22 protein-coding genes are annotated in these 25,279 nt (G+C 55.5%); all 22 read right to left on the bottom strand.

From position 1 onward, the window contains the following. Positions 1-12: 12 nt before the first annotated feature. The gene (locus ACYP2A_RS22955; protein ID WP_459748235.1) at positions 13-666 is read right to left on the bottom strand and encodes a YjfI family protein; all 654 of its coding nucleotides are present in this window, start codon (positions 664-666) and stop codon (positions 13-15) included. Positions 667-1,204: 538 nt separating this feature from the next. After that, positions 1,205-3,865 carry an aminopeptidase N gene (gene pepN, locus ACYP2A_RS22950; protein WP_459748234.1) on the bottom strand — a complete coding sequence of 887 codons (2,661 nt, stop codon included), beginning with the start codon at positions 3,863-3,865 and terminating at the stop codon, positions 1,205-1,207. 14 nt (positions 3,866-3,879) lie between these two features. Then, positions 3,880-4,713, bottom strand: coding sequence for a DUF2797 domain-containing protein (locus ACYP2A_RS22945; protein ID WP_459748233.1), 834 nt, complete (start codon positions 4,711-4,713; stop codon positions 3,880-3,882). Further along, positions 4,710-4,970, bottom strand: coding sequence for a YeaC family protein (locus ACYP2A_RS22940; RefSeq protein WP_459748232.1), 261 nt, complete (start codon positions 4,968-4,970; stop codon positions 4,710-4,712). The genes ACYP2A_RS22945 and ACYP2A_RS22940 overlap by 4 nt, the downstream gene beginning before the upstream one ends. Positions 4,971-5,168: 198 nt before the next feature. Continuing rightward, positions 5,169-6,092, bottom strand: coding sequence for a tetratricopeptide repeat protein (locus ACYP2A_RS22935; RefSeq protein ID WP_459748231.1), 924 nt, complete (start codon positions 6,090-6,092; stop codon positions 5,169-5,171). After that, positions 6,092-6,577, bottom strand: coding sequence for a hypothetical protein (locus tag ACYP2A_RS22930; RefSeq protein WP_459748230.1), 486 nt, complete (start codon positions 6,575-6,577; stop codon positions 6,092-6,094). Before ACYP2A_RS22930 ends, ACYP2A_RS22935 begins: the two co-directional genes overlap by 1 nt. After that, a complete protein-coding gene (locus tag ACYP2A_RS22925; RefSeq protein WP_459748229.1) occupies positions 6,577-7,926 on the bottom strand; it encodes an AAA family ATPase in 1,350 nt (449 codons plus the stop codon). The genes ACYP2A_RS22930 and ACYP2A_RS22925 overlap by 1 nt, the downstream gene beginning before the upstream one ends. Before the next feature lie 48 nt (positions 7,927-7,974). Further along, positions 7,975-8,946, bottom strand: coding sequence for a metallophosphoesterase (locus ACYP2A_RS22920; protein ID WP_459748228.1), 972 nt, complete (start codon positions 8,944-8,946; stop codon positions 7,975-7,977). Continuing rightward, entirely contained in the window at positions 8,946-9,839 is an 894-nt protein-coding gene (locus tag ACYP2A_RS22915; protein ID WP_459748227.1) for an NAD(+) kinase, read from the bottom strand. Before ACYP2A_RS22915 ends, ACYP2A_RS22920 begins: the two co-directional genes overlap by 1 nt. A gap of 105 nt (positions 9,840-9,944) precedes the next feature. Further along, positions 9,945-10,475, bottom strand: a complete 531-nt coding sequence (locus ACYP2A_RS22910; protein ID WP_459748226.1) for an Imm6 family immunity protein — start codon at positions 10,473-10,475, stop codon at positions 9,945-9,947. Then, positions 10,426-11,037 carry a hypothetical protein gene (locus tag ACYP2A_RS22905; RefSeq protein WP_459748225.1) on the bottom strand — a complete coding sequence of 204 codons (612 nt, stop codon included), beginning with the start codon at positions 11,035-11,037 and terminating at the stop codon, positions 10,426-10,428. The genes ACYP2A_RS22910 and ACYP2A_RS22905 overlap by 50 nt, the downstream gene beginning before the upstream one ends. Positions 11,038-11,212: 175 nt before the next feature. Then, entirely contained in the window at positions 11,213-11,602 is a 390-nt protein-coding gene (locus tag ACYP2A_RS22900; RefSeq protein WP_459748224.1) for a hypothetical protein, read from the bottom strand. 135 nt (positions 11,603-11,737) lie between these two features. Next, complete coding sequence (locus ACYP2A_RS22895; protein ID WP_459748223.1) at positions 11,738-12,085, bottom strand: hypothetical protein; 348 nt, start codon at positions 12,083-12,085, stop codon at positions 11,738-11,740. Further along, the gene (locus ACYP2A_RS22890) at positions 12,063-12,608 is read right to left on the bottom strand and encodes an SMI1/KNR4 family protein (RefSeq protein WP_459748222.1); all 546 of its coding nucleotides are present in this window, start codon (positions 12,606-12,608) and stop codon (positions 12,063-12,065) included. The genes ACYP2A_RS22895 and ACYP2A_RS22890 overlap by 23 nt, the downstream gene beginning before the upstream one ends. 367 nt (positions 12,609-12,975) lie before the next feature. Continuing rightward, a complete protein-coding gene (locus tag ACYP2A_RS22885; RefSeq protein ID WP_459748221.1) occupies positions 12,976-13,299 on the bottom strand; it encodes a hypothetical protein in 324 nt (107 codons plus the stop codon). A gap of 408 nt (positions 13,300-13,707) precedes the next feature. Then, positions 13,708-14,097, bottom strand: a complete 390-nt coding sequence (locus ACYP2A_RS22880) for a hypothetical protein (RefSeq protein ID WP_459748220.1) — start codon at positions 14,095-14,097, stop codon at positions 13,708-13,710. 142 nt (positions 14,098-14,239) lie between these two features. Then, complete coding sequence (locus ACYP2A_RS22875) at positions 14,240-14,590, bottom strand: hypothetical protein (protein ID WP_459748219.1); 351 nt, start codon at positions 14,588-14,590, stop codon at positions 14,240-14,242. 451 nt (positions 14,591-15,041) lie between these two features. Next, on the bottom strand, positions 15,042-15,479 hold the full coding sequence (locus ACYP2A_RS22870; protein ID WP_459748218.1) for a hypothetical protein: 438 nt from the start codon (positions 15,477-15,479) through the stop codon (positions 15,042-15,044). Beyond that, positions 15,476-18,040 carry a polymorphic toxin-type HINT domain-containing protein gene (locus tag ACYP2A_RS22865; protein WP_459748217.1) on the bottom strand — a complete coding sequence of 855 codons (2,565 nt, stop codon included), beginning with the start codon at positions 18,038-18,040 and terminating at the stop codon, positions 15,476-15,478. The genes ACYP2A_RS22870 and ACYP2A_RS22865 overlap by 4 nt, the downstream gene beginning before the upstream one ends. Positions 18,041-18,259: 219 nt before the next feature. Continuing rightward, positions 18,260-18,847, bottom strand: a complete 588-nt coding sequence (locus ACYP2A_RS22860; protein ID WP_459748216.1) for a hypothetical protein — start codon at positions 18,845-18,847, stop codon at positions 18,260-18,262. A 702-nt stretch (positions 18,848-19,549) separates the two neighbouring features. Next, a complete protein-coding gene (locus ACYP2A_RS22855; RefSeq protein WP_459748215.1) occupies positions 19,550-19,927 on the bottom strand; it encodes an SCO4402 family protein in 378 nt (125 codons plus the stop codon). Beyond that, positions 19,909-25,104 (bottom strand): hemagglutinin repeat-containing protein, encoded by a 5,196-nt coding sequence (locus ACYP2A_RS22850; protein ID WP_459748298.1) that lies wholly within the window; start codon positions 25,102-25,104, stop codon positions 19,909-19,911. The genes ACYP2A_RS22855 and ACYP2A_RS22850 overlap by 19 nt, the downstream gene beginning before the upstream one ends. Positions 25,105-25,279 lie beyond the last annotated feature (175 nt).

The following is a 25,279-nucleotide window of genomic DNA, read 5'->3' as shown; positions in this document are numbered from 1 at the left end:
CAGCGGGCCGTTTCAGTCGATAAAGTGGTCTTCGAAGGCCTCGGCCGCACGGATCACGTTGTCCGCCAGGGTGAGGATTTCCTGCACGATCACGGTCAGGCTGGAGGCGGCGCTCAGGGCGCCGAACAGGCAGTAGACTTCCTGGCCGTCGGCCAGTTGCTCGATCCCCACCGACGACAGCGGGAACAGGTCACGGCTGCGCAGCACGACTTCGTTAAAGGCGGCAGTGTTTTTGATGCGACTGACTTCAATCAGCGTGGTGTCGGCCAGGATCTGGTCGCCCACCACCGCCAAGTACACCGGCAAGTCGCCGAACTCACGCAGCGTCAGGCGAATGCCGTGATCGCTGGCGTCGGTCAGGCTCAGTTCGATCTGGCCTTGAACCACCAGGTCCAGCTCGGCCAGGGATTTGTGCAACGAATGAATGGTCCAGTTGGCGTTCTCGGTCATGAAATCCTCCAGTTTGATTCGTGTGCCGAGGAAGGGCTGTCGCAGGGCCTTCTCGATACCCCGTAAAGCGTCGGTGTTCTCGGGCCGGATCCAGAATTCGCGTTTGACCAGACCCGCCTCCTTGAGGCGCTGACGCATTTCGCGCATATAGTCGGTCGAGCTTTTAGTGGTCTTGCCGGTTCCCGAAGGGTTCTCGCCTCCGGTCTTGCGAGGCATGGGCACTCCTCCCTTGTTTTGCTTGCACAACTGACACGCACGCTAACAGATGTTTCAAAAACCCGAAACCCCTCACATGTGAGGATTTTTGCAGGGTTCATCACACCTCTCACATGCTGAACCTGATCTGTAGGAGTAATGCCGATCAGTTAAGGGCAACACGGATCTGTAGGAGGGAGCGGGCGGCGATCCGTCTCTGCTGGCGAATGCTGTGGTACAGCCGCTACAAATGTGCCGGTTTTACTGGCCTCATCGCGAGCAGAGCTCCCTCCTACAAACACAGCGCCAGTCTTGAAAACTGGCGAAATCCGGCTTAACTGATCGGCATTAATCTGTAGGAGCGCGCTCTGCCGGAATGCCAGACCACCGCGACCGGCTGCGTTAGCAGTCGTAAATTTTCAGCGTTTCCGAGATTTTGCGAGCGCTAACGCACTCGGTCGCGGGCAGAGCGCGCTCCTACAGGGGTCAGTGCCAGACTTTCAACAAAAAAGGCGTTACCCGCCATAACGGATAACGCCTTTCCATTGTTCAGAGCCAGTTAATCAGCCAGGCTCTTGTTCACCACTTCATACACATCGGACGACAACTCACCTGAGCTGCGAATCCGCTCCAGCTCGGCCTTGAGCAGCGCCTGGCGGGCGCTGTCGTATTTGCGCCAGCGGGTCAGCGGCGCCAACTGGCGCGAGGCGATTTGCGGGTTGAAGCCGTTGAGCTGAATGACGATATCGGCCAGGAAGCGATAACCGGAGCCGTCCGCCGCATGGAAGTTGATCAGGTTCTGGCCGGCAAACGCGCCGATCAGGGCCCGCACCTTGTTGGGGTTCTTGATGTTGAACGCCGGGTGCTCCATCAACGCCTTGACCCGCGCCAGACCGCCGGGCTGGGTGCTGCCGGCCTGGACGCTGAACCATTGGTCCATGACCAGAGGGTTGTCCTTGAAGTTCTCGGCGAACACCGCCAGTGCCTGGGCACGCTCCTGCTCGAACGGCGAGTTGACCAGTACCGCCAGCGCGGTCAGGCGCTCGGTCATGTTGTCGCTGGTGTCGAACTGGTCGATGGCTGCGGCCAGCACTTCCGGTTTTTCGCTGAGCATCAGGTACGACAGGGCAATGTTCTGCAAGGCACGACGGGCAAAATGCTCGGCCTCTGCCACGTAAGCGGTCTTGCGCGACACTTCGCGGTTGGCCTGGTAGCGCGCCCACAGGCTGTCGAACAGGCCGCTGGCAATTTCCTTGCGGGCAAATTCGCGGGCGGCATGAATCGCATCGACATCGGCCACCTGGCTGATTTCAGTCAGGTACGCCTCGCCTGGCAGCGAGAGCATTTCGGCGACCATGGCTTGGTCCAGTTGCTCATCGGCCAATACCGTACCCAGCGCGGTGATCAGGCGCTGATCGATGACCAGCGGCTGGCTTTGTTGATGCTGGCCGATCAGGTCTTGCAGCACCTGCACCGACAGTTGCTGGCCGGCTTCCCAGCGGTTGAAGCCGTCGCTGTCGTGCTGCATCAGGAACATCAACTGATCGCGGTTGTACGGGAAGCTCAGTTTGACCGGCGCACTGAAGCCGCGCAGCAGCGAAGGCAGCGGTTGTGCGTCGATGTCGACGAAGGTGAACGTCTGTTCGGTCTCGGTCACCGACAGCACGCGGCTGGTGCCGACGGCCGCCGCTTCGCCGTCCAGGCGCAGGGCGATTTCATTGCCTTCGGCGTCCAGCAGGCCGAGCGCCACCGGGATCACGAACGGCAGTTTTTCCTGCTTGTCCGGGGTCATCGGGCAGCTCTGGCGGAAGGTCAGGCTGTAGGTGCGCGCCGTGGCGTCGTAGTGCTCGCTGACTTCAAGGCGCGGCGTGCCGGCCTGGCTGTACCAGCGCTTGAACTGGGTGAAGTCCACGCCATTGGCGTCTTCCATGGCCTTGACGAAATCATCGCAGGTCACGGCCTGGCCGTCGTGGCGCTCGAAATACAGGTCGCTGCCTTTACGGAAACCTTCGGCGCCCAGCAGGGTGTGGATCATGCCGACCACTTCCGAACCCTTTTCGTACACGGTCAGGGTGTAGAAGTTGGAGATCTCGATAAAGCTGTCCGGGCGCACGGCGTGGGCCATGGGGCCGGCGTCTTCGGCGAACTGGTGGGTACGCAGGTACGCCACGTCCTGGATACGCTTGACCGTGGCCGAGTTCATGTCGGCCGAGAAACCGGAATCGCGGTACACGGTGAAGCCTTCCTTGAGCGACAACTGGAACCAGTCGCGGCAGGTCACGCGGTTGCCCGACCAGTTGTGGAAGTATTCGTGGGCGACGATGGCCTCGACGCGCTGGTGAGCGGCATCGGTGGCGGTTTCGGCGCGGGCCAGCACGGCGCTGGAGTTGAAGATATTGAGGCCCTTGTTCTCCATCGCGCCCATGTTGAAGTCGTTGACCGCCACGATCATGAAGATGTCGAGGTCGTACTCGCGACCGTAGGCTTCTTCGTCCCAGCGCATGGATTTCTTCAGGCTGTCCATGGCGTGCTGGCACTTGTCGACGTTTTCTGGCTCGACATAGATGCGCAGGGTCACTTCACGCGCGCTGCGGGTGGTGAAGGTGTCTTCGATGCACCACAGGTCACCGGCCACCAACGCGAACAGGTAGGCCGGCTTCTTGAACGGGTCTTCCCAGGTCGCCCAGTGGCGGCCGTCGTCTTCCTGGCCGCTGGCGATCGGGTTGCCGTTGGACAGCAGGATCGGGTACTTCTGCTTGTCGCCGCTGACCGTGGTGGTGAAGCTGCTCATCACGTCCGGGCGATCGAGGTAATAGGTGATCTTGCGAAAGCCTTCGGCCTCGCACTGGGTGCAGAACATGCCGCTGGACTTGTACAGGCCTTCCAGCGCGGTGTTGGTTTCCGGGTGAATGCGCACCGTGCTGTCGAGGGTGAACTGCTCGGCTTTGGGCTGCACAGTCAGGTGGCTGTCGCTCAACTGATAATCGGCGGCGCTCAGTTCGCTGTCGTCCAGTTGCAGCGACAGCAGCTCCAGATGCTGGCCGTCGAGCACCAGCGGCGGCAGGCCGGCGCCGCGCTCAGGGTTGCGGCGCATCACCAGTTGCGCATGGACCAGCGTGTGGTCGTCGAACAGCTCGAAGGTCAGGTGCGTCTCGTCGATGAGGTACTCGGGCGCCTGATAGTCCTTCAGATGGATCACTTGCGGTTGTTCGGTGCGCATGCGGAAAATCCTTATTACTGAAGTACGGCCAGTTGATAGGCCGTGTACTTGCGAATATTGATGACGCCGGTGTCGAAGATCAGGTACTGGCCCTTGATGCCCAGCAACGTGCCTTCAGCGATCGGATTCTTGTCCAGATTGAAGCTGACGATCTTGGTCGGGTACGCCTCGACCGGGTAGCGGAACTCCAGCGGCTCGGCATCGTGCAGCAATTGGATGGCCTGCAGGCCAAACTGTTCCTGCAACGCGGCAAGGCCGGCGCCACAGTGTTCGAAAAGCTCGCTGCGAATGGCCTTGAGGTCAACCGGTTGCGCATCGCCCTTGAGCAGCGCGCGCCAGTTGGTGCGGTCGGCGACCTGGCTGCGCAGCAGGTCTTCGACAAAGCCGGACTGCTGACGGGTGGCCACGCGCAGGATCGGCAGCGCCTGGCTGGCGCCCTGGTCGAGCCAGCGGGTCGGCAACTGGGTGGCGCGGGTGATGCCGACCTTGACCCCGGACGAATTGGCCAGATAAACGATGTGGTCGGTCATGCAGAACTGCTCGCCCCAGGACGGATCGCGGCAGGTGCCTGCATGGTAATGGCATTTCTCCGGGCTCATGATGCAGACATCACACTGCGCCAGCTTGGTCATGCACGGGTAGCAATAGCCCTGGCTGTAGCTGGACTTGGTCTTGCGCCCGCAATTGCTGCAATGAATGGCGCCCAGAAACTCCAGGCGCAGGGTCTTGCCGATCAGCGGGTTGACCGCAATTTCAGCATCGCCCAGGCGAAAGGCATATTGCACAAACGGCGCGTCACCTTGACGCGCCGACATCTTGTTGACAGCACCACGACCCAGTTCAATCAATGGATGGCATCCGACTTGAACAGGATATTGGCAATCGGCGCAGACTTGGACGAACACTCTTGCGGGCCCATGTAACCGGTGCGCTGGTCTTCGGGCAGGTTGCGCACTTCCCAGGCGATCAACGCCTGCATCGACAGCTCGCGCTGCTCCTGGGTCAGTTTGCGGCCATCGGACCATTTACCGATTTCGACCGCCAGCTTGAGGCTCTCATACACATCAGGGGTGATGTTTTGAATCATTTCTGCAAAAGAGGACATGTTCAACACTCTCTACGGGATGGCGCCAGTTTAACGCTGATCGCGCATTGTGGCATCTGCGCCGCTTCGTGTGACCAACGGGAGCAACGGGACCGATGTAGGACCGACCGGGCGGCGCTCCGCTTTAGTCGGGAATGGCGCACCACCGTTCCCGACTAAAGTCGGTCCTACAAGCTCCTACGGGGATCCTCAGCGGCGTTAGAAATCCCGGGACAGCTTCACCTGCTCCAGCTCTTTCTGCATCGCACGGCGGAAGATCTGCGGGGCCGCGAAGGTGTAGATCGCAAAGCCCAGCCACAACCAGTCGATCATCTGCGCCGCCTGCGGGTAGCCCTGGCTGCTGACGGTCAACACCGTAACCCGGTAGCAGACGAACATCACCAGCAACAACACAATGGCGCGGGTGCTGCCGCGTTCGATCAGCCAGCGGTTGAAACGCCACCAGCCGCCCATGAACACATTGCTGCGTGCCTTGACCTCGGTCAGCAAACCCAACGCCGGAACGCTGTTGGGGTCTTCCTGCAACGCCCAGGCGGCATGCTCGCGCGCGCCTTGCACATTGCCTTCACGCAGCAACAAATGCCCCAGCACCACGATGGCGCCGATATGACCGGGCTGGGCCTGTAACGCCTCGCGGGCATACAGCTGCGCCTTGCCATAGTCGCCGCACGAGCGATAGTAATCGGCCATGGCGGTGAGGTTGGCGGCGTCATCGGGCTGCAACTCCAGGGCTTTCTCCAGCAACGGCAGGCTCTCTTTCAAGCGTCCGGTCAGTTGATAAAGATCGGCCAGGCTGCGATAGCCACGCGGCTGCATCGGCTCCAGATCGAGCAACTGCAACAGGTGCTGCTCGGCGGTCTTGAACTGGCGGGCGGCGATGTCGATCTGCCCGGCCGCATAGTGTGCCAGCGCCAGCGCCGGGTCATTGGCCAGCGCCAGCCCGACTTCGTGACGTGCCGCATGCAGGCGGCGCATGTTCAGCAAACAGATGGCCAGCAAGGCATGCGCCTCGGCCGACTCCGGGTCATGGGCCAGCAACTGACGCAGGCTGTCGATGGCGCCATCGGTGTGGCCGGTGTTCAGACGCTGATAGGCGACTTCCAGCAAATAGTCTGTATTCATCAGCTCATCACCAAAAACCAGAGGTCTGAAGGCAGCAGTTTGAGCACCGCGCCCCTGAGCAGGAACGCGCCGCCCAAGGCCACCAACGGCGCGAAACGATTAAGTTCGCCGCCGTAATACTGGTACAGCTCGATGGTGGCGCTTTGCTGGGTGAACAGCACATAACCGATGGACAGCTTCCATACCACCAGAATCAGAATGGCGTACTGCAACTGCACCTGGCTGTTCAGGTAGCCGGTATTGATCAGCCACAGCAAGCCCAGCGCAATAATCACACTGCCCACCAGGCCGACGCCTGCCCAGATCCATTCCTTGACCCGGTTGGGGCAACCCACGGCAATGGAGTTGAGCACGAACCATGGCAAGCCCAGCCACAGCCCGCCCATCATCAGGCCCAATAGCGGCCAGAACGGTGAGACGGCAAATTTGGCCAGCGTACCGGGGCGCGGCTCGTCTTCGATGCGATACACGTTGTCAGTGGCCATCAACGTCCCTTGCCATGCTTGTCGAGAAAGGCCAGCACTTCATCGTACTGATTGCCTTCGTTGGCATAGCGCGCGTAATTGCGCGCGGTGGTCAGCCACTCCAGCGTGGTGGCGCGCACCTCTTTCAAGGCCTGCTTGAAGTGCCGGTCACAGATCGGCTGTTCACCGCCCTGCTCGATCGACTCTTCAATCGCCTCGTCAGCAGCGGTTTCCACCAGCTCGCCCAGGTCGGCGCCGGAAAAGCCCGAGGTGTTCTTGGCCAGAAAGGCAAAGTCGATATCGGCGGCCAGCGGACGGCCCTTGACCATCAACTGCAGCATGGTCTCGCGCGCTACGCGGTCAGGCGGCGGCACGAACAAGGTACGGTCGAAGCGACCGGGACGGCGGAATGCCGAGTCCACCGACCATGGGACGTTGGTCGCCGCCAGGATCAACACGCCCTTGTTGTCCTGAGTGAAGCCGTCCATCTCCGACAGAAACTGGCTGACCAGCTTGGAAGACGTCGAGTCGCGGGTATTGGAACGCTTGCCGCCCAGCGCTTCGACCTCGTCGAAGAACATCACCGCCGGCGCCTGCGCCCTCGCCTGCTCGAACAAGGCGTGCAACTTGCGCTCGGACTCACCGATGTACATGTCCAGCACATCGGAAATCGCCACGTTGAAGAACCTGGCCTTGCACTCGCCAGCCGTGGCCCGCGCCAGCATGGTCTTGCCGCAACCGGGCGGCCCGTACAACAGCACGCCACCGCCGACGCGCTTGCGAAAGCGCTCGAACAGGCCCGGCTTCTGGTACGGCAGAATGATTTTCTTGTGGATGGTCTTTTTCAGCTCATCCAGGCCGCCGATGTCGGCGAAGGTCACGTCCTGATTTTCCGGCACCAGCAGACGGCGCACTTCGGTCTGGTCGGTGTCGTCATTGGAGATCACCCGCAGGCGCGGACGCCCTTCACCCTTGTCGATGCTGGTGACCGAGACATTCAGCCGGCGCCACAGCGCCATGTCTTCCAGCGCCGGGTTGGCGTTGATCGCGGCGCGGTACTCAACCTGACCGTCCTTGAGCCGGCCCAGATCGGCCAGGGCGCGGGCCCGCAGCAACTGCGCCTGCGCATCGTCGCCATCGGCCAGGTCCAGCGCCTTTTGTGCATCGCCGGCCGCCAGGTACAGCTGCGCCGCGACAGGCTTGAGGGCTTCGTTGCCGGGCTGGCTTTGCAGGTCATCGGGAAGCAGTTTCAGCCCCCGCGAGTAATCGCCACGCTCAAGGCACGCCTTGAGCAGCAGGGTAATCAGCGCGACATTGCCGGGGGACGCCGACAGCGCGGCTTCCAGTTGGTCCAGCGTCGAGTCATCCATGGTGAATCCTTGTGACAGCCAATGGTTGAATAAAGGGGCAGACAGCGCTTAGCGGCTCGCCTCGGGGCGTTGGACATCCACCCAGACGAATTTGTCCGGGTCGATTCGGGTTTCCTGATCCAGCCGGTACGCCACCAGCTTGCCGTACAGCACCGCGCTGTAGTCCAGGCACGCCAGGTTGGGCCGGATCGGCGCCGGCACGCCGCTGCGCCAGTAATGGCCGACGAACAACAGCGGCTCGTCAATGCCATAGCGCAGCAAGGCGTTCTTGTCCGAGGTCGACAGCGGCGTCTTGGCCACGCCTTCGGGCAGCGCGTCGGGCTGGAAGACGATGTCGCCATAGGTTTGCGGGTCGTCTTCCCAGAACTTGGTGCGGAAGAACTCGCGGGTCAGGCCATCGCCGCCGGTCAGCGTCAGGCCATGCGGCAGGCGCATGTCGGTGCCGCGCAGCAGGCGGTTGAAGACATTGCTGGCAAAACTGCCAGGAATGGCCGACGCCTGGATGAAATGCCGGTCGATGCGCCCGCAGCCGTGCAGGCCACGCAGCGGCTCGATCAGGTTCGGGTCCCAGCACGCATGCACGGCACGGAAACGCCCGGCATCGATAAACAGCGGCAACTCATAAAACCAGTCGATGAACTCGCGCCATTCGTCCGGGTACTGCTCGAACTGCGCCAGGGTCTCGCCGATCAGCTTTTCATGCCGTGGCGTGTGCTCGCGCACAAAATGATGGCCACTTTGCGGCAAGGCCGGCGTCACCCAGCCCAGCGCATTGAATTCATGGTTGCCCATGATGCACAGCGCGCTACCGGCCTGAACCATGTCGCGCACAATGTGCAGGGACTCGCGGATTCGTGGACCGCGGTCAATGATGTCGCCGAGAAACAGCGCGATGCGCTGGCGATGACGCCACACACCCGCTTCAAGACGATAACCGAGTTGCTCCAGAAGTCGCTCCAGGGTCTGGGCACACCCGTGCACGTCACCGATCAGATCGTAGCTACGCGCGGGATCGAGCATCAGTCGTCTCCTCTCCCGCCGAGGCGACTGCCCCAACCGAGCTTGGTACGGCACACTTCGTAATAGTTGTGATCCAGCGGATGAATCAGGCGCAGCTTCTGCGACTTCTTGCTGACCGTGACGGTGTCGCCCGGCGCACAGGTGAAATGGTTCTGGCCATCGCACGACACCTGCGGATAAATCGTCATGTCCTTGGCCACCACGATCTTCAGCTCACTGTTGCCGTCGACCACGATCGGCCGGCCCGACAGCGTGTGCGGGTACATCGGCACGATGACAATAGCGTCGAGCTTGGGGTGCATGATCGGCCCGCCCGCCGACAGCGCATACGCGGTCGAGCCGGTCGGAGTGGCGACGATCAGGCCGTCAGCCTTCTGGCTGCACACGAACTGGCCATCGATCCAGATCTCGAACTCGATCATCCGCGTCGACTTGCCAGGGTGCAGCACCACATCGTTGAGCGCATCGCCCTGGCCGATGGCTTCACCGTGCCGACGCACCTCGGCCTGCAGCAGAAAACGGTTCTCGACCAGGTAATGACCGTCCAGCACCTCGGCGACCTTGATCTCCAGCTCGTCGGGGCGGATATCGGTCAGAAAGCCCAGATGCCCACGGTTGATGCCCAGCACCGGCACATTGTGCTTGGCCAGCGCCCGCGCCGCGCCCAGCAGGCTACCGTCGCCGCCAACCACGATCACCAGATCGCAGACCTCGCCAAGCATCTTGCGCGACGAGGTTTGCAGGCCGTGGCCAGGCAACACCTCGGCAATGGTGTCTTCGAGGATCACATGCAGATGCCGGTCCAGGAGGAATCTCTTGAGTCGGCGCACCGTCTCCAGCACCTGGGCACTGCCCAGACGACCGATGATGCCGATATTACGAAAGTGCTCCATGAGGCTCCTGCTAAGTCTGCGAAACGGTGTCAAGGCAAGGATTATGGCGAAACGCCCGGTAAGCGGCAAACGGGGCGGTGATTATCGGTGGGCGACGGTGACGGTTTATGCAGGGCGGGTGGGTAAGTGAGCACCCAGCACATCCATCAGGCCCACCTTATCTATGAACTCGACAATATACTGCGCCGCCCCCTCATCCGCTTCGCACACCGAAGCCGACATCCTGGCTTGCTGACCTGACACCTTATAAGCCCGATGAGCAAAAAACCCTACAACCAGCACAATCAGAATCAGGCTGTCCTGCTCGACACTGCCGGCGGCAAAATGACTTTCTGCCAACGGGCCATCTTGCAGCTCATCGGAATCGAGGTAATGCGCCAGTGCCTCCCCCGTCACGCTGCGATCAGACAGCCACTGCCAGCAAAGTTCGATGGCCTCTTTGCAGGTTGCATGGGTGGCCCCGGATGACTTGAGGTTTTCCAGCGCATGATCGAGTACCAGCAGAAAGACAGCGGCCTTCTTGATCCACGGCATTTCGCTGGCCTGTCTTGAAATCGCTTGTTTATCCATCACAACCTTTGTGCTCCTAAAGGATTCGCCCCAAAATCTCTTGAGCGTCTTCCGCCAGATCCTCAAGGGTCAGATCGTGGTTAAGCGCACTCAACTGATCTTCAGTCACGCTCAATGAAGCGAACACCTGCTCGATGGTATTCGCATCAAGGTGTTCTTCGTAGTAATCCTCAACCAGATTCTTGTACGCCTCGACGCCATCCACCAGAAAACCCAGCAATGGATAGAGGTCCAGTGTGTCCGGTGATACCGACCACGAGGGTTGATCCACACCTCGCCAGAAAAACAGGCTTGCATGTTCGGTGGAAAAAGCTGGCTCGGATTTGAAACCCTGGAACCTCTCAGGCATTGCGTTCAGGTGCCTGAGGGCATCCGGCAACAGCGATCCGCTCACGACCTTTGCGGCAACACCTTCAGAACTGAAATGCAGGAAGTACTCCGCCCCTGAACCGTCCCTCATCGACGCCATCATTTCTTGACCGGCGCCATCCCAATTGCAGTTGAATGAGAAATACCGGTATTGCCACTCGGGCATGATGATCGCATCCAGCAGCGCAAGCGCCTGGCTGACGTGCTTGATACGTTCGATGGAGGGAAGCGCATGGATTGTCTGGATCGAGTGGTTCATCAGATGCCCTGCTTAACGTTTCGAGCTTTATTGTTTGAGCGTCTTTTCAGCTATCGACTGGCCAGACAATATCGTTAGACGCAATCCACTGTATACGTTCTGATTTCTGCTGTGGATCGTTGAAAAAACCCTCTACAGCCAACCAGGCTATTTCCGACTTCAGAATAAAAACCAATTAGACATAATCCAGCCAGTCACCCGACTTAATGTTTTTGCTTTTAAGTAGTTCTTGATAGCGAAGCCTACACGATTCAATAGAGACATCACTGACATCTACACAAAAAAAACCATGCCCCCTCTCTTCTACAGACAAGGCCGTCAATTTAATCTTTACCGGCGAAAGCTGTATTATGAAGCCCAAAGCCTCCGACTTGTGAAACACAAAACTTCTACCACCACCCAAGGGTAGAATCTTATCAATGACAGCAAATATTAATTCAGGACTGGATATTTCAACCCTACTACCAACCTCATCATTTTCAGAATAATTTACAGGCCACAAAAAAAGCCTAAAATCGATAATAGCCAACCAACCTGCAGATTCAAAAAAATCGCCAACATTCATTTTTACCTCGCAACAAACTCATCACCACCAAGATCAGACACCCAAATTTTCTATAAATTTACTACTGTACCGTCCCTGCTCAAAGATTAGATCATCTACTAAAAATTGACATGCGATCTGCGCACACCAAACAATCTAAATTTGAGAATCCGGCTCTGCCTCTACGCCGTCAATCAACACGGAAACTACACTACCCTCCCAAGCATAGACAATCATTCCCTCGTCGACATACTCAATTTCGAATACGCCCTTGCCCACTCCGCCCACAGCGACAACATCCACTGACATTCCGGGTGTCAGCCAGTACTGCTCAGCCCAAGGCTCGATGATCAGCAACATGAGCCTGGAAGTGCCGTTTGTGCAATTTATTTTCGACTCACTCACTGCCCGCATAGCCCCATTATTATACGACATTTTAAAAATCACATTAAGACTCGACAACTCATCAAAAAGATAACCGTTAATCAGTTCGCTTAAAAACATGCAGCGCTTGCCCTTCAGGCGGAAACTGAACAGGCAAGATACTAGAAGATATTTCCCTACGAAGGATTTTCAGAATAAACTCCACACACCCAATATTGTAGACCTCCTCGCATCCCTGGTCCGAGCTATGAACAGCCACGCCCCATGACTCAGGTTTTCCCTCTACAATCCATACAAGAGTTTCACCATTATCCGTCACTGCCCAGGGGATGAAAGATCCTTGTGAAGGGTACTTGGGCCTTGGGTAATCTGCGGGCAACTCTTTCTTCACTTCAAGATACGACTCTTGGAAATATTTACTTTTTTCAAAACTCAAATTTCGATTATTAGCGAAAGGACTCAACACCCATAAAAAATCATCAATCACACCACCACCATAAACCGATATAAATTCTTTATAATCGGCTGGCAAGTATAGATTTTCTTTTACCTCGAAACCTGACCAGTCCTTGTGACTAGTAACGGAGGGAGGCGACAATATTTGAGTTAGGTTCGCAAGCACTTCAATCATCCTATCCAACACGAAGCCTGCTCGTTTGGGTTCAGCTTATCAGGTTACTTAAGCACATGGCTTTGCCTATTCGCTTGCACTTACAGCTAAAAAATTACAAGCAACCGAACTTTTATATTCCTATCCAGAAATGACTTGCAACTCACTCCATAGCGGCAATAGCCCTAGACTTTCCATGTATCCCCCATAATCGAAAAAAGCCTTACCACCGATATCCTTATAATTAAACCATGAAGCCTCACACTCCTCACAGACATACAATAAATCACCAGTGACCACAACCTTGGCCTTCACAACGCTACCCTGTTCACACCGTGGACACTGCATGCAAAACCTCACTATTTAAAAGAGCTGGCGACAATCAATTTTCACGCTCTATCTAACCAACCGAAAATGATGAAAAACAAAACGACATCTTTTTATCTTCAAGATCACTCAATTGATAACGCGCCCTGTCAAAGCCTGAGTCCAACTTACTCACGCGCATATGCATAAGCTGAGTCAATCCGCCGCCAAAACCATGTGCTGCAAATTGGCTAACATCGATAAATTTGATATTTACGACATCAGCCCTCGCCTTTTCGGAGGCAGAAATCGACAGAGATAAATCATAAGCCATCCCTTCCGTATTTAACTGAATGCTAATTGCATGCAAGCAGTTGTGACCGGCAAGCAACTCGTTCAACTCCGCAACATTCATCATTTTTTACCCTCGCTACCTTACCCTTTGAGCCAAAGCCAGAAGTATAATTTCCCACGCACGTGTGTTTGAATGCTGCCAGCCCCGTTGACCGTTGCGCTGAAATCGTTATCGCTGCGCACAACGATCTTATCTGGCCCTTTTGCACCCAAGCCACATACAAAATGGCAGTTTAGACTTCAACCTCCTGAATTATTCCTGCGCTGGTTTCTGTTTAATGAGATCCAACCACGTTGATAGCGCGATCTCAAATGAGTCGATAGTAATTATTTCAAAACAACTTTCATCATAAAGCGAGTAAGCTTTTACATTCCCCTAGTCAATTCAGTCTCCCAGGCATCGCGACTCCAGTCCAAAAAATCAACTTTAGTTTCCTCTATCACTTTTGCACCATTTGTTTAACTCCCGTTTTCATTCAACCTTTATCTCGCGCCAGTAAATACTTTCCGGTAGAGCCTGACCTTCATTAAAGCGAGAGAAAACCTCGATCACATCATCAACATTAAACCACTCATCTTTTTTTAATTGAACACGACCCGCACCAAACGATAGCAAGCTTCCATCCTCGAAGTTAGTGCTGGAATTTGAATGATAGCCTCTGAACAGAATTTTATTTTTAGCGTCATACCTCTCAACAAAACAAGTGAACCTACCGCCAGCCACTTGCACGTAATTACCATCATCGTCAGTTATGCATGCGAATGAGCTAGGGCCATAGCTTTTTAATCTCTTTAACGTTTTTACAAGCTGCGCTTGATTAACACTAATTATTACAGGACTACTTTCGGCTTCGAGCTTCATATTTCCCACCTTCACGGCACATAGACTGTGGCAGCCCTTTCGATGACCTCGCCATTTAGCCGCCCCTCCCCTTGCGCCCCAAATTTATTCACAAAATAATCGGTAAATCTTTGATAGCTAGTCTTATTAGCAGTTCCGCTCTTCACCTCAAGACCGTGCTGCACTCGATTCCTGCAACCGCCCGCCAATTACGAGTAAGCACATGAAGCGCCCTTGATTCAACACCTGGATGATCAGACCTATCGTAATAAAGCCGCCAATTGGTTAATTCCGGATCAACAATAAAAAAGCCGTACCCTCCATCCCCATTAGAATCGAAACCTTTTTCCATTCTCAGAGCAGGTGACTCCAAAAAAACATATTCGCCCTGTGTACAATCTGAAGCATATTCAGCAAAAGCCCGCTCAAGATCTCTTACGTGTGTTCCCAACAGAATACCCGCAAGTGACTCAGAAGGTTTTATTGGAGCCCGCCATGAAATTTTAATACCCATTACTTTGACCCACGTACACTCTTATAATATTTGAAAACTACTCCCCCCTCGCGAATTACAATAAACAACATAGTGCTCACCCTTGTGAGTTGATAGAACATCATCACCAATAATTAAAGGAACTATACTGAATTTCTTTAACCCCTGTAGCACCACCTTCGACCGTATAGACTTGGGCGCCACCAGATGAAGGAGTACCGGCTTGTGCCGCTAAGTCTTCACGCAAGCCATCCCGAGCAAGGAGATGTCGCAGGTATCTCTTTCCCTACAGCCCCAGTTGCTTTTGGACCATTTACACCAAGCGTACCATTCGGAAGCCAGCACTCCCCTTTCATTATGAACCCATGCCTTAAACTCACCAACATAGATCACTTGTTAAGCACTAGCTTTAATCATTCACTCCTTACCACCCAAAACTCTCCAGCGCTCACGTCAGTTACTTTTGCAACACTTAAACTTTAGCCATAAGATACTGCTCCACTTCCAAAAGAGAGTACACATCTTTTTTGGCGTCAAAATAGATATGTCCATCATCATAAACAACTCGCCCCCCCAAGCTCATACCGATCGCATAGGAAACAGCCACGGAGAAATAAAAACTACTTTCCGGCCTAGTAATTACCTGCGCAACAATAGGTAGATCATATTCCGAGATCTCTCTCGACTCAATAGAAACCTCTGAAAAACTAACTCGACAGAACTGACTTTGCTCATGATCCTGTACAATAATCAACCCCTTGCTCAAATCAAGCCCCCCAGCAAGATTAACACCTACTGTTATCCCACCTGTCGTCACAAAAAACCTTGAAAGAAACAAGGCTATCCCATCCAGTAGCTCACTGAAAACAGGAATTCTTTTAACGGGAACAAACAAACCTGTCGCCATCATTGCCAGCCCTTATGTTGAGCCACTCGCCCAGCCGAAATATTCATCCAGCCATCTTGCGTCTTAATATAAATATTGCTCACAACTCCTTCACCAACAATATTAGATACTGGAGACCCAGAACTAAAATGATCCAACATCTTACTCATGGAGACCCCTGTATTTGTGGCATCTATATATATATCACCTTTATACCCTGCTTTTGCCATATCCTTGGCCCCACTAACAATATTCCTCCTAACCGCATTTATACTCGTACCCTCTACAACCTTAAGCTGAGCTGGCACACCATCCAACCAACCATCAATACCAGGAAACTTAGATGAGTCCACTCCTTTAAACTCCCCGCCTCTGAAGGAAACTATGTCGGATGCCTGTTTGAATTCGTGGTCGGTTAACGAACCTCTAACAACAGAGCCTTGTGTCCCCGACGGCAACGCTAATGGCGGGCCTCCTTTAGCTCCACCAGCCCCAAACGTACCATCTGGAAGCAGACAAGGTCCTTCATTATGAACCCACGTCTTAAGCTCACCGACATAGAACGTATGGCCAATATCGACTGTCAGGTTATACGTCTTGCCTGACGGTGCGTAAAGCTCCAGCGATTCAACCTCGGACGAGCTGTTCTCCGTCGCGCCGTCTGCCAGTGACTGCAGTTGGTCTCCCTGCTTGAGATCAATGACGGGAACAAAGTCTTTCTTGGCCGGTACATAGAACGGATGCCCTGGGGTCACCAGCAGCGTTTCGCTCTTGACCTTACCGTCTTCGTCTACACCCTTGAGTTTGAGTTTATAAATCGGCTGGTCGGAACGAACATGCGTGGCCAGGATGGCAGCGGCGAATGGTTTACCGCCTTTTTCTGGCTTGCTCCAGACGATGTCGCCCACTTTGAGCGTCTCGATCGCGCGCTCGCCGCTTGGCGTCGACACTTTGGTGCCCGCTGCGAAGCAGCATGGCCCGTAAAGCGTGAGTTTGCGATTTGCATTTTGCTCTGCCAGAGCCTTGGCACGATCAGTGAGTAATAAATCAAGGCCAGACTCGACATCCTTCGTTGCCTGCGCGGCTGTGCCTGCAACGGTTTCAATAACCGGCACATCCGTATCACGCCCCACCTTCCCAAGCGTGGCGATCTCGTCCTTGACATGGTCAAGCTTGATTCCGGCGCTAACCGCTTCAACACTTTTGCTGGAGAGATTGAGCCCGATTCTCGCGAAGTTCATCGATTTGGCGGCATTACCACCAGGGCCGCTGGCAATCGTTCCGATCACCAGGGCATAGGTCTGCCCCATTTTCTTGCCAAGTTCCTCGGCATGAGCGTCACCACCCTGATCAAGCTCGACCTCAATCTCCCTGACCTGTTTCTCCAGGGTGGCAGCCAGCTGCTGGCCCAACTGTCTCTGGGCTTCAGGGGAGGTAATGAACTCTTTGGCAGCCTTGAAGCTTTCCTTCGGATCACGCATGAACCCGGCGGCGCTGTTCAGGGTGTCCAGCCCCATGCCGGCCATGCCCTCGGTGAAGCCTTTGGCAATGCCCGTGCCTGTCAGTACGTCCTGCCTGAGCGAGGTCTTTTCCCACTTGGCCCAGACATTCAGCTTGTCCAGCGAGGTAGAGGCTTGATCCATTTCCTTGCGGTACTGCAACTCCTGCTGCGTCGCCAGCCAGTTGTTATCCACATTGGCAGCCGCAGCATTACTGGCCGTCGCCGCCGTAGATGGGCTGGTCATGCCCGCAATACCCGTCACCAGGCTGGCGATGACGTTGCGTTTGGCTTCGCGCTCCGGTGCAGACTCATCGGCGCTGGTTTCGCTGAACAAGTGGGTCAGCAGGCTCGATGCCGCACCGCCCATGGCGCCGGCGGAACAGCTTTGTCGGCTGGCCGCTGCACCTGCGCAACCGAGAATGGCGTGTAGTGCGGCGTGTTCCGGGCTGCCTTCTCCCAGTCCATCCCTGACCATGTCGCCAATGGCGGCCGAGCCTTGTTGCTGGAGGTAGTTGACCACCATGTTCTGCGAGAACTGGCTGGTGCCGCCGGTCACGTTGCCGGAGATGCCGGCGGTCAGCGCGGTAGCGATCTGGCGGTAGGTACCACCGGCGCCCCAGTCGTTGTTGGTTTCGCGGGCCTCTTCCTTGAGGACCAGGTACCTGTCGCGGCTGGCTTGCCGATCCTCCAGCGAACGATTGGGGTTCTGGGAGGCAACCAGTTCTTTTTCAGCCTCATTGTTTTTGGCTTTGACCTCGTTGGCGCGGTCCTCCAGGAACACGCCGACGTTTTTCACGAATGTGCTGGTGATCTCGAAATTCGTCTGAATCTCTTCGGCGTCGAAGATCGGCTTGAGCTTGTTGGTGCCATCGCGGTCGCTGGATACGTCGGTATTGATACCGGCGACCGTTTCAGCTGCGCTTTCGCCGGTCAGGGCGCGTTGACCCGCTTCGTTAGTGATGTTGACGGTTGCGCCGCTGATGCCACTGCGGGTTTTACTGCTGGAATTACCGCTGGGGATCAAGGCAACAGGCGCGTTGGCGCTGACGCCTTTGACCTCGGTAGCAGCCCCACCGGCTTGCAAGTTGTTATCCGCATCGCGACTAATATTTTATGAAAAGTCGTCTAAAAACGGGCTGAAACTTTTTTGCCCTGCCAGCACTATTGCGTAGAAAACATAAAATTTTACTTCAGATTTAAGTAATTTTTAAAGAGCAAAAAATCTAAAAATCAACATGTAAAAACTTGCACCATACACATCACACCACTTCATGACCAGCTTAAAAACCTAACCAAATCTCATCTACGCTACAGGCTCATCCCCAATCATAAAAAAGCCCTCTCGAAACAAACCCTTAAGCTCAGAGCGCCTTTTAGAAAACCCTGAAAAATCTGACACAACATCATTAATATCATCCGTCACCCGCACTAGATACCCGCCCCCTAAACTTTCAACACAGAATCCTGCCGCCGAAATTTTTTCAGCATTAACCTCCTGAGAAAAACCATCACCGTAAAACATTGCCCAGCCAATATTAGGTATCTTCCCATTACAAACAACCCCTGATAAAAAATAGCTCTCATGGGTGCCTACGCTTGTTTTTTTCAGTTCAGGCCCAGAGAAAAAATGCATAATTGCAATATCTGGCTTAATCGCCAGACATAACTCTTTGAAAACAACAAGCCAGTCAACACACCTATGTAGCTTGGCACTAAGCTTCAACAAACCATTTATCAAATCACCTTTAACACTCATGTAAGTATGACTAATCTCAGCATCGTATTTAGCAGGCCCTTTATTTTTCCACCTAAGCCCGATAGGAATTTCTACTTTAGCGTTTGCAGCCTGCATTATTGCAGTCTGAGCCCAATAGCTCTTGCACTCATCCACGCTATGAAAATCTGAAATCTTGTTCTCCCATTAAAACAAGACATCAGGAGTTAGCAGCGGGCTTATTTCAGTGAAAGCTGAAAGTACCTTTTTGCCCACTTCCCAAAGCTTCGTATCCACTTCCGTAATCAACGATATCTTCAGCACACTCTACCTCCCTCAACTAAAAATCTGAAAATTCTTTAGTAGCTGGATCATATCTACATATACCACCTCCAAACCTACTAACAACTGCATCTATCTGAGCTTTCAAAGGTTCTGAAATATTTTGCGTTCGCGGACTTACAACCAGATTAAAGGGCTCCCCATTCATTTCCGCCAGCTGCAGCTGTGCGCGAAATTGCGTTTGGCTTCGCGCTCCGGTGCAGACTCATCGGGACTGGTTTCGCTGAACAGATGGGTCAGCAAGCTCGATGCCGCACCACCTATGGCGCTGGCGGCGCAACTTTTTCGGCTGAATGCAGCGCTGCCACTGGCACCTAGGCAAAGCGGCGGAATACAAATGCTGATGCCAACGCTGGCAGGCACAGGCCGTCGAGCAAGTAGCTGGAGCTAAGGAACTGGCGCAGGTCGGTCCGTGCCGGGTTGATTTCGATCAGGTAGCGGTGTGGCTGACCTGTTGATGATTACGGCAGAGTAAAGGAAGAGCCCTAGCGCAAACTAGGGCCCTTTAACTTTAAGTGCCAGATAAAATCAGGATTTCTACACCTGAGAAAACTCTATTAAAGCGTTTTTTGATGATTCAATAACACTAGCCCATTCAGGCTTTGTTAAATATTCCTCATCCGCAAGGCAAGTCCCATATTTATCAAAAACCTTATCAATACTCTTAACAACATTAGAAATTGCTCTTACTTCGTTCTCCCCTCTAAGTATAATCCCGACCCAAGAGCGAGGATCGGTTGCCAAATCGGTATCATCGTATAAAAAGTGAATAGTATAATCCAACTCATCATAAGCTATATCAGAGCTCGACCTAGATACCCAGGCACTATATTGATAATCAGCACTGGACAACCCCTCCAAGTAGGAGATCAATTCATCTCTCATCGCAGGGTACTCTAGTTCGGAGAGTTCCATTTTTCCCACTTCCTGTACTCGCTTAACGGAATATGAACTTCCTCTGCATGATCTTTAATAGACCCTACAACAGGCTTACCATCTCTACCTATAACCTTACCATTTGACCTAACAATAACGTGATCCACTTGCTGAGTTGGCTGACTTATATGAGCTTCACCCTTATCAATCCGAACACCATTTCCTTTATTTTTGGGGTCTTGCCATCTAAATCCAGTACCTTTTTTATTTGGCGAAACTGCCCAGCTCTCTGGGAATTTACTAATTGTAGTGCTTGGAACATCCCAAGTTCTTGGTAGTTTGCTAACCCCAGCTTCAGCATCTGTCACAGCACTCGACGAATTCGCATTCTTGCTCCGATCCATCGAAACCGTTCTGCTCTCGGCTCCTGATTTACGGCTCGCGATCACGCCTGTCAAGACCGCCACCATCAAGACACCACCGCCGATCAGAGACCGTTGTTCGACGTCTTCTTTACTAAGCTCTGTACCTTCAATTTCAATGGCAAGCTTCGTGCCCAGGACGTCGCTGTACTGCGCCATGGTTTCATTCAGTTGCTGTCCTATATCAGTCTTGGCTGCCGCGTTGACAATGGCTAACTGAACCAGCGCCTTAGGGCCTCCTGCCAAAGCAACGACAACGGTAACCGCCTCCCTCTCAGTCTCATGCTCTTGTATGTAATCGTTGACCTTGCCCATGGCGCTCAGGACATCCTGCGCGGCTGTGCGTTTTTTCTCCTCAGAGGCATGGATTAGCGTTTCATCAAGCACGACAGTTGTTGAGCTTATGAGCCCGGCGAGCGATGTGTTGAGTTCCTCACTGGCAGCTTTAACCGGTTCTAGATTGATACTGGACAGATAATCAAGCTCAGCCAATACCTTTTCCTGAAAATCTGGATCAGCCATGGTCTCCAAGGCCTGACTGCGACTCAATCCCCCGCGGATCAAGGACTCCATGGTGGCTTCGGCAAAGTCGTTGCCCACCATCTTTGTGGCACCGCTATCGAGTTGACGTCCCAGGCCTCTTTCGATCCGATTAATAACGAGGCTGGCATCAAGAGCAGCCTGCTCGAAGTTCTTTTTGGCCGTCTCATTGTAATCAAGCAGTTGGCGGGTCCAGACCTGTGCAGTTGTGACCGGATTGCTGACGGCCTCAATCGAACGACTGGATGCGTAAAGGTTGGTGCGTTGCTCATCGTCCCGAGTAATTTCGTAGGCCTTGTCGACATCGCGATTCAGACCGTTGGTCGAGTCCGCTCCTGTTAGTGCATCGTTGCGCACCACGATGTCGCCGCTGCCCAATGTGGCGCGGACAATTTGCTGGCGATCTTTTTCGTAGTTCCAGCCTTCCAGGCTCCAACCGTTTTCGTCTTTACCACCCTTGCCTTCAACCGACGGGTCTTGGGTGCCCTTGCCGTAAGAACCGCCGACATTCAGGTAATAGCCGTGTTCTTTATCCTTGCCGGCGATGTCGCTAAAACCCAAGGTGCCAGTATCGAGTTTGAGCTTGCCGCTGTCGGCAGCAATCAAGGCGCCATCGAGCTGGGTGTGGTTTTGCGTGCGGATATCGACACTGTTTTTGCCGGTAATACGGGCTTGCTGATCGACCCAATAAGTCGAGCCATTGGTTGTGCCATAACCGACCGAACCGCTGACGCCTGCACCCGGCCCCACTGTCACGGTAGCGCTGAGATCATATTCTTTGCCTTCGACCTGACCGGTATCGACCGCCGAAGACACCATCAGATCGCGGCCAACACGGCCAACCACTTCGTTGCCGCGCAAAGTGGCACCACTGATGGTGGTGTCCTGCCCACTGCTGAACGCCAGACGATTGCCTGCATAGAGGTAGGCTTGCTGTTGTTGCTGGCTTTCCCGTTCGAGATTGCCTTTGCCAAGATTCACGCTGGCGTAGATACCCACACCTTCTGACCCAACGCTGAGCCCCACTTCACCGCCACCGCTTTTACGGTTGTTCTGGCTGTCTGCATCGTTTTGCGCAGCGCGGATGTTCAGGTTGTTGCCAGCCTGGAGGTCGATATTACGTTCGGCATTAGCTTGCGTGCCTACCAGTGTCAGGTCATTGGTAGCTTTCAGGTTGATGTCCTGCCCGGCCGTTAAAGAGCTAACGGTTGAGCTGCCCTGGCTGCTGTCGCCGCTGATCTGCCCGTTACTGCCACCGACCCCTATCTTGAACCCACCACTGGTCCCACCATGTATCCCGCCCCAGCTCTGCCTTTCCCGGTTTTCCTGGCTAAAACTGTTCTTGGCCGCTTCAAGGGTCACATCGCGCCCCATGACATTGATGTCCCGCCCAGCCTGCATCTGGCTGCCGCGTACCCGCACATCATTGTTCGCCGACAGATTTACATCATTACCCGCCTCTAACGTGGAGGCACGGCTGCTTTGCTCGGTCACTTGCTCAGTGGTGCTTTGCTTGCTGGTGCCAAACTTGCCATCACTGGTCGGGCCAGCGAGGAACTGGCTAACGCTGTCCACAGCCTTGAGGGTGCTGGAGGCCTTGCTGACGTTGTCATCGCCTTTGCCTGCACCGCTCACCGCATCCTTGGTACTCCCGAAGTTGTGATTGATGGTGCCACTCAGACCATTGCGTTGTTGTTCACGCTGCTGCTCGATGACCTGCCGCTCGCTGGCGGCGTCGATCAGGATATTGCGCTGTGCCGCCAGATTGATGTCGTTGCCGGCTTGCAGGTCTGAGCCGATCTGATTGATGTCTTGCCCGGCCCGAATACCAAGGTCCTGACCTGCATTGATCTGGCTCGCGGCGGCGGTCTGTTGTTCCAGTCGGTTTCTTTCGGCGGTGCGCTCGATGCCGGCAAAGAGGGTGACGCCGTTGTCGTCGCCCGAAATGCCAATCCCGCTCTGGCGTTTTTTCTCCCAATCCTGATCGGAACGGCTGTTTTGTGCGGCCAGGACATTTACGTCACGACCGGCATTCAGATTGACCTGGCCCCCGGCTTGAATACGGCTGCCGACCACATTGATGTCACGCTCGGCTTGCAACGCGGCATCGCGCTCTGCCGTCACCTGGCTGCCGACGCTGGTGCTGCTTTGCGCTTCGCGCCCGGCCTGCTTGGCCGAACTGATTGACAGGAAGCCGCCCGAGACCGACAAGCCGGTCTTTTTGCGATATTCCTCGCTACGGCTGTAGGCTTCGTCGTTGGCGGCGATCAGGTTGATGTCGCCGTTGCTGTCGACCAGACCCGCCCTGAGATCAACGTCGTTACCGGCATTGATGTCGCTGGCGCGCAGGCGGATGTCCTTGCCCGAGGCGACGATGACATTACCTTTGGCATCCAGCCCGCTGGCCACTTGCGTGGCGCTGGTCTGCAACTCGCTCTTGCCACTCTTGGACAAACCCAGAAATCCGGATTTGCTTTTCTGGCTATAGGCTCCGTGCTCCTCGACACCTGACAGCACCGCCACATCGTTGCTGGCGCCGATGACCAGATCGTTGCCGGCCTTGAGCTGACTGCCGATAACGGTGACATCGCGAGCCCCGTTGATACCGATGCTGCCATCGGCCGCCTGACGGGCGTTGACGGTCAGGTCCTGGCCTGCATTGACCTCGGTGGCGACGTTGGTGCTGTCATAGCTTTCGCGTTGTTCACTGCTGCTGCGGCCAAACGAGCCTTTGCTTTTCTTGGCATAGAAGCGCGCATCCTCATTCAGCGCTGAGGTCAGGTTGATATCCTGTCCAGCGTCAAGGGCCACATTGCCTTGTGCGTTGAGCTGGCTGGCCACGACATCGAGATTCGTTCCGGCATCCAGCACAAGGTTGCCGCCGGCTTGCAGCTGGCTGGCCTGCTGGTTGACCGTGCGAATCTCTTCAGTGACCCTCTTGCTGCGTGAAACGTATTCGCTCTGGTTAGCGGCGGATTCGACCCGAATGTTTTCGCCCGCCAGAAGTGTCTGGTTGCCTTGGCTGGCGACCTGACTGGCCGTGACATTGATATCGCGCCCGGCCTGCACGCCTACGTTCTGCCCAGCACTGAGTTCAGCACCCAGTTGCGTCACGCTGGAACGGGTGTGATTCGGCCCGTCAACACGCCCTTCCTGGGTCTGCGCTGCCACTACATTCACATCGCGGCCCGCCACTAACGTCGCGTTGCCAGCGGCTTGCATGACGCCGCTGTTATTTACATCACGCCCGGCCCTGGCCGTCAGATCGCCCGCCGCCTCGATCCGCGCCGCGCTGCTGGCGAAGTCTTCGCGCCAGACCGAGGCTCCAGCGGCGCTCTGATGACTGGTAACCGTACGCTCGTTGCTCACATCGCCATTGGCCGAGACCAGGCTGACATCGCGGCCGCTGATCACGCCGCCGGCGCGATTGAGTACATCGTTGGTCGCTTGCAGGTTCAGGCGTTCATTGGTCTGAATCAGCCCTTCGTTGATCAGGCTATTGCCGGCCCCGGCCTGCAAGGTGCTGGTGGCTTTAAGTACACCGACGTTGGTCAGGTTGTTGCCGGCGATCAGCGACAGTTCGTTGCCTTGAATCAGCGCGCCGTTGGCGGCCAGGCGGTTGTTGGCTTGCGCCAGGTACAGCACCGGCACCAGCACGTGTTCGCCGCGCACCACCTGGTCTTCCATCCAGACGATGTCGTGGGTCAGCGCGGCGACTTGCTCGCCGGACAGGCCGACGCCGACGCTGAGGTTCAGCGCCGACTGGCTGGCGATGGCGTTGTCCATCAGGTACTTGAACATCGCTTCGTCGCTGGTCAGGCCGTTGATGAAGCGCTGGCCGGTGCGGGCGACGACGGCTTGCTGGATCAGGCGTTGTTCGTAATAGCCATCGCCCAGGCGTTTCCAGGCGGTGTCGGCGTCCAGGCCCAGGCCGTCGAGCAGGTAGCTGGAGCTGAGGAACTGGCGCAGGTCGGTCAGTGCCGGGTTGGTTTCGATCAGGTAGCGGTGCGGCTGGCTGCTGTTGGCGGCGCTGAGCAGCGCGGCACCGCTGGTGGATGCGTCGCTCAGGCGGAACAGGCCGTTCTGGCCAGTGGGCAGGCTGAAGCCGGGCAAGGTGGTCGGGTTGAGCGCTTGCTGTGCCAGGTCTGGCGCCAGTTGCCGGTCGAGCGGTACCAGGGTGGCGTAGTCGCTGCCCGGTGCCGTGGTGTCGGTGCGCTTGCCGCCGCTGACGTAGGTAAAACCACCGCGTACCACGCTGTTGTCGATGTTGTTGCCGGCCTGGACGTTGACCGCGCCGCCAGCCTGAATCACGGCGGCGTAGGTCTGGGCGTCGAAGGCGTGCTGGGTGGTGACGCGCAGGTTGGTGGCTTCGCGCTCGGTGGTGGAGATGAAGGTGCTCATCGCCGCTTGCAGGCCGCTCAGGTTGGCG

Source organism: Pseudomonas sp. 3A(2025), from assembly GCF_054589175.1.
The sequence above is the reverse complement of the archived record's forward strand: the minus strand, read 5'-3'. Positions and strand labels throughout refer to the sequence as shown.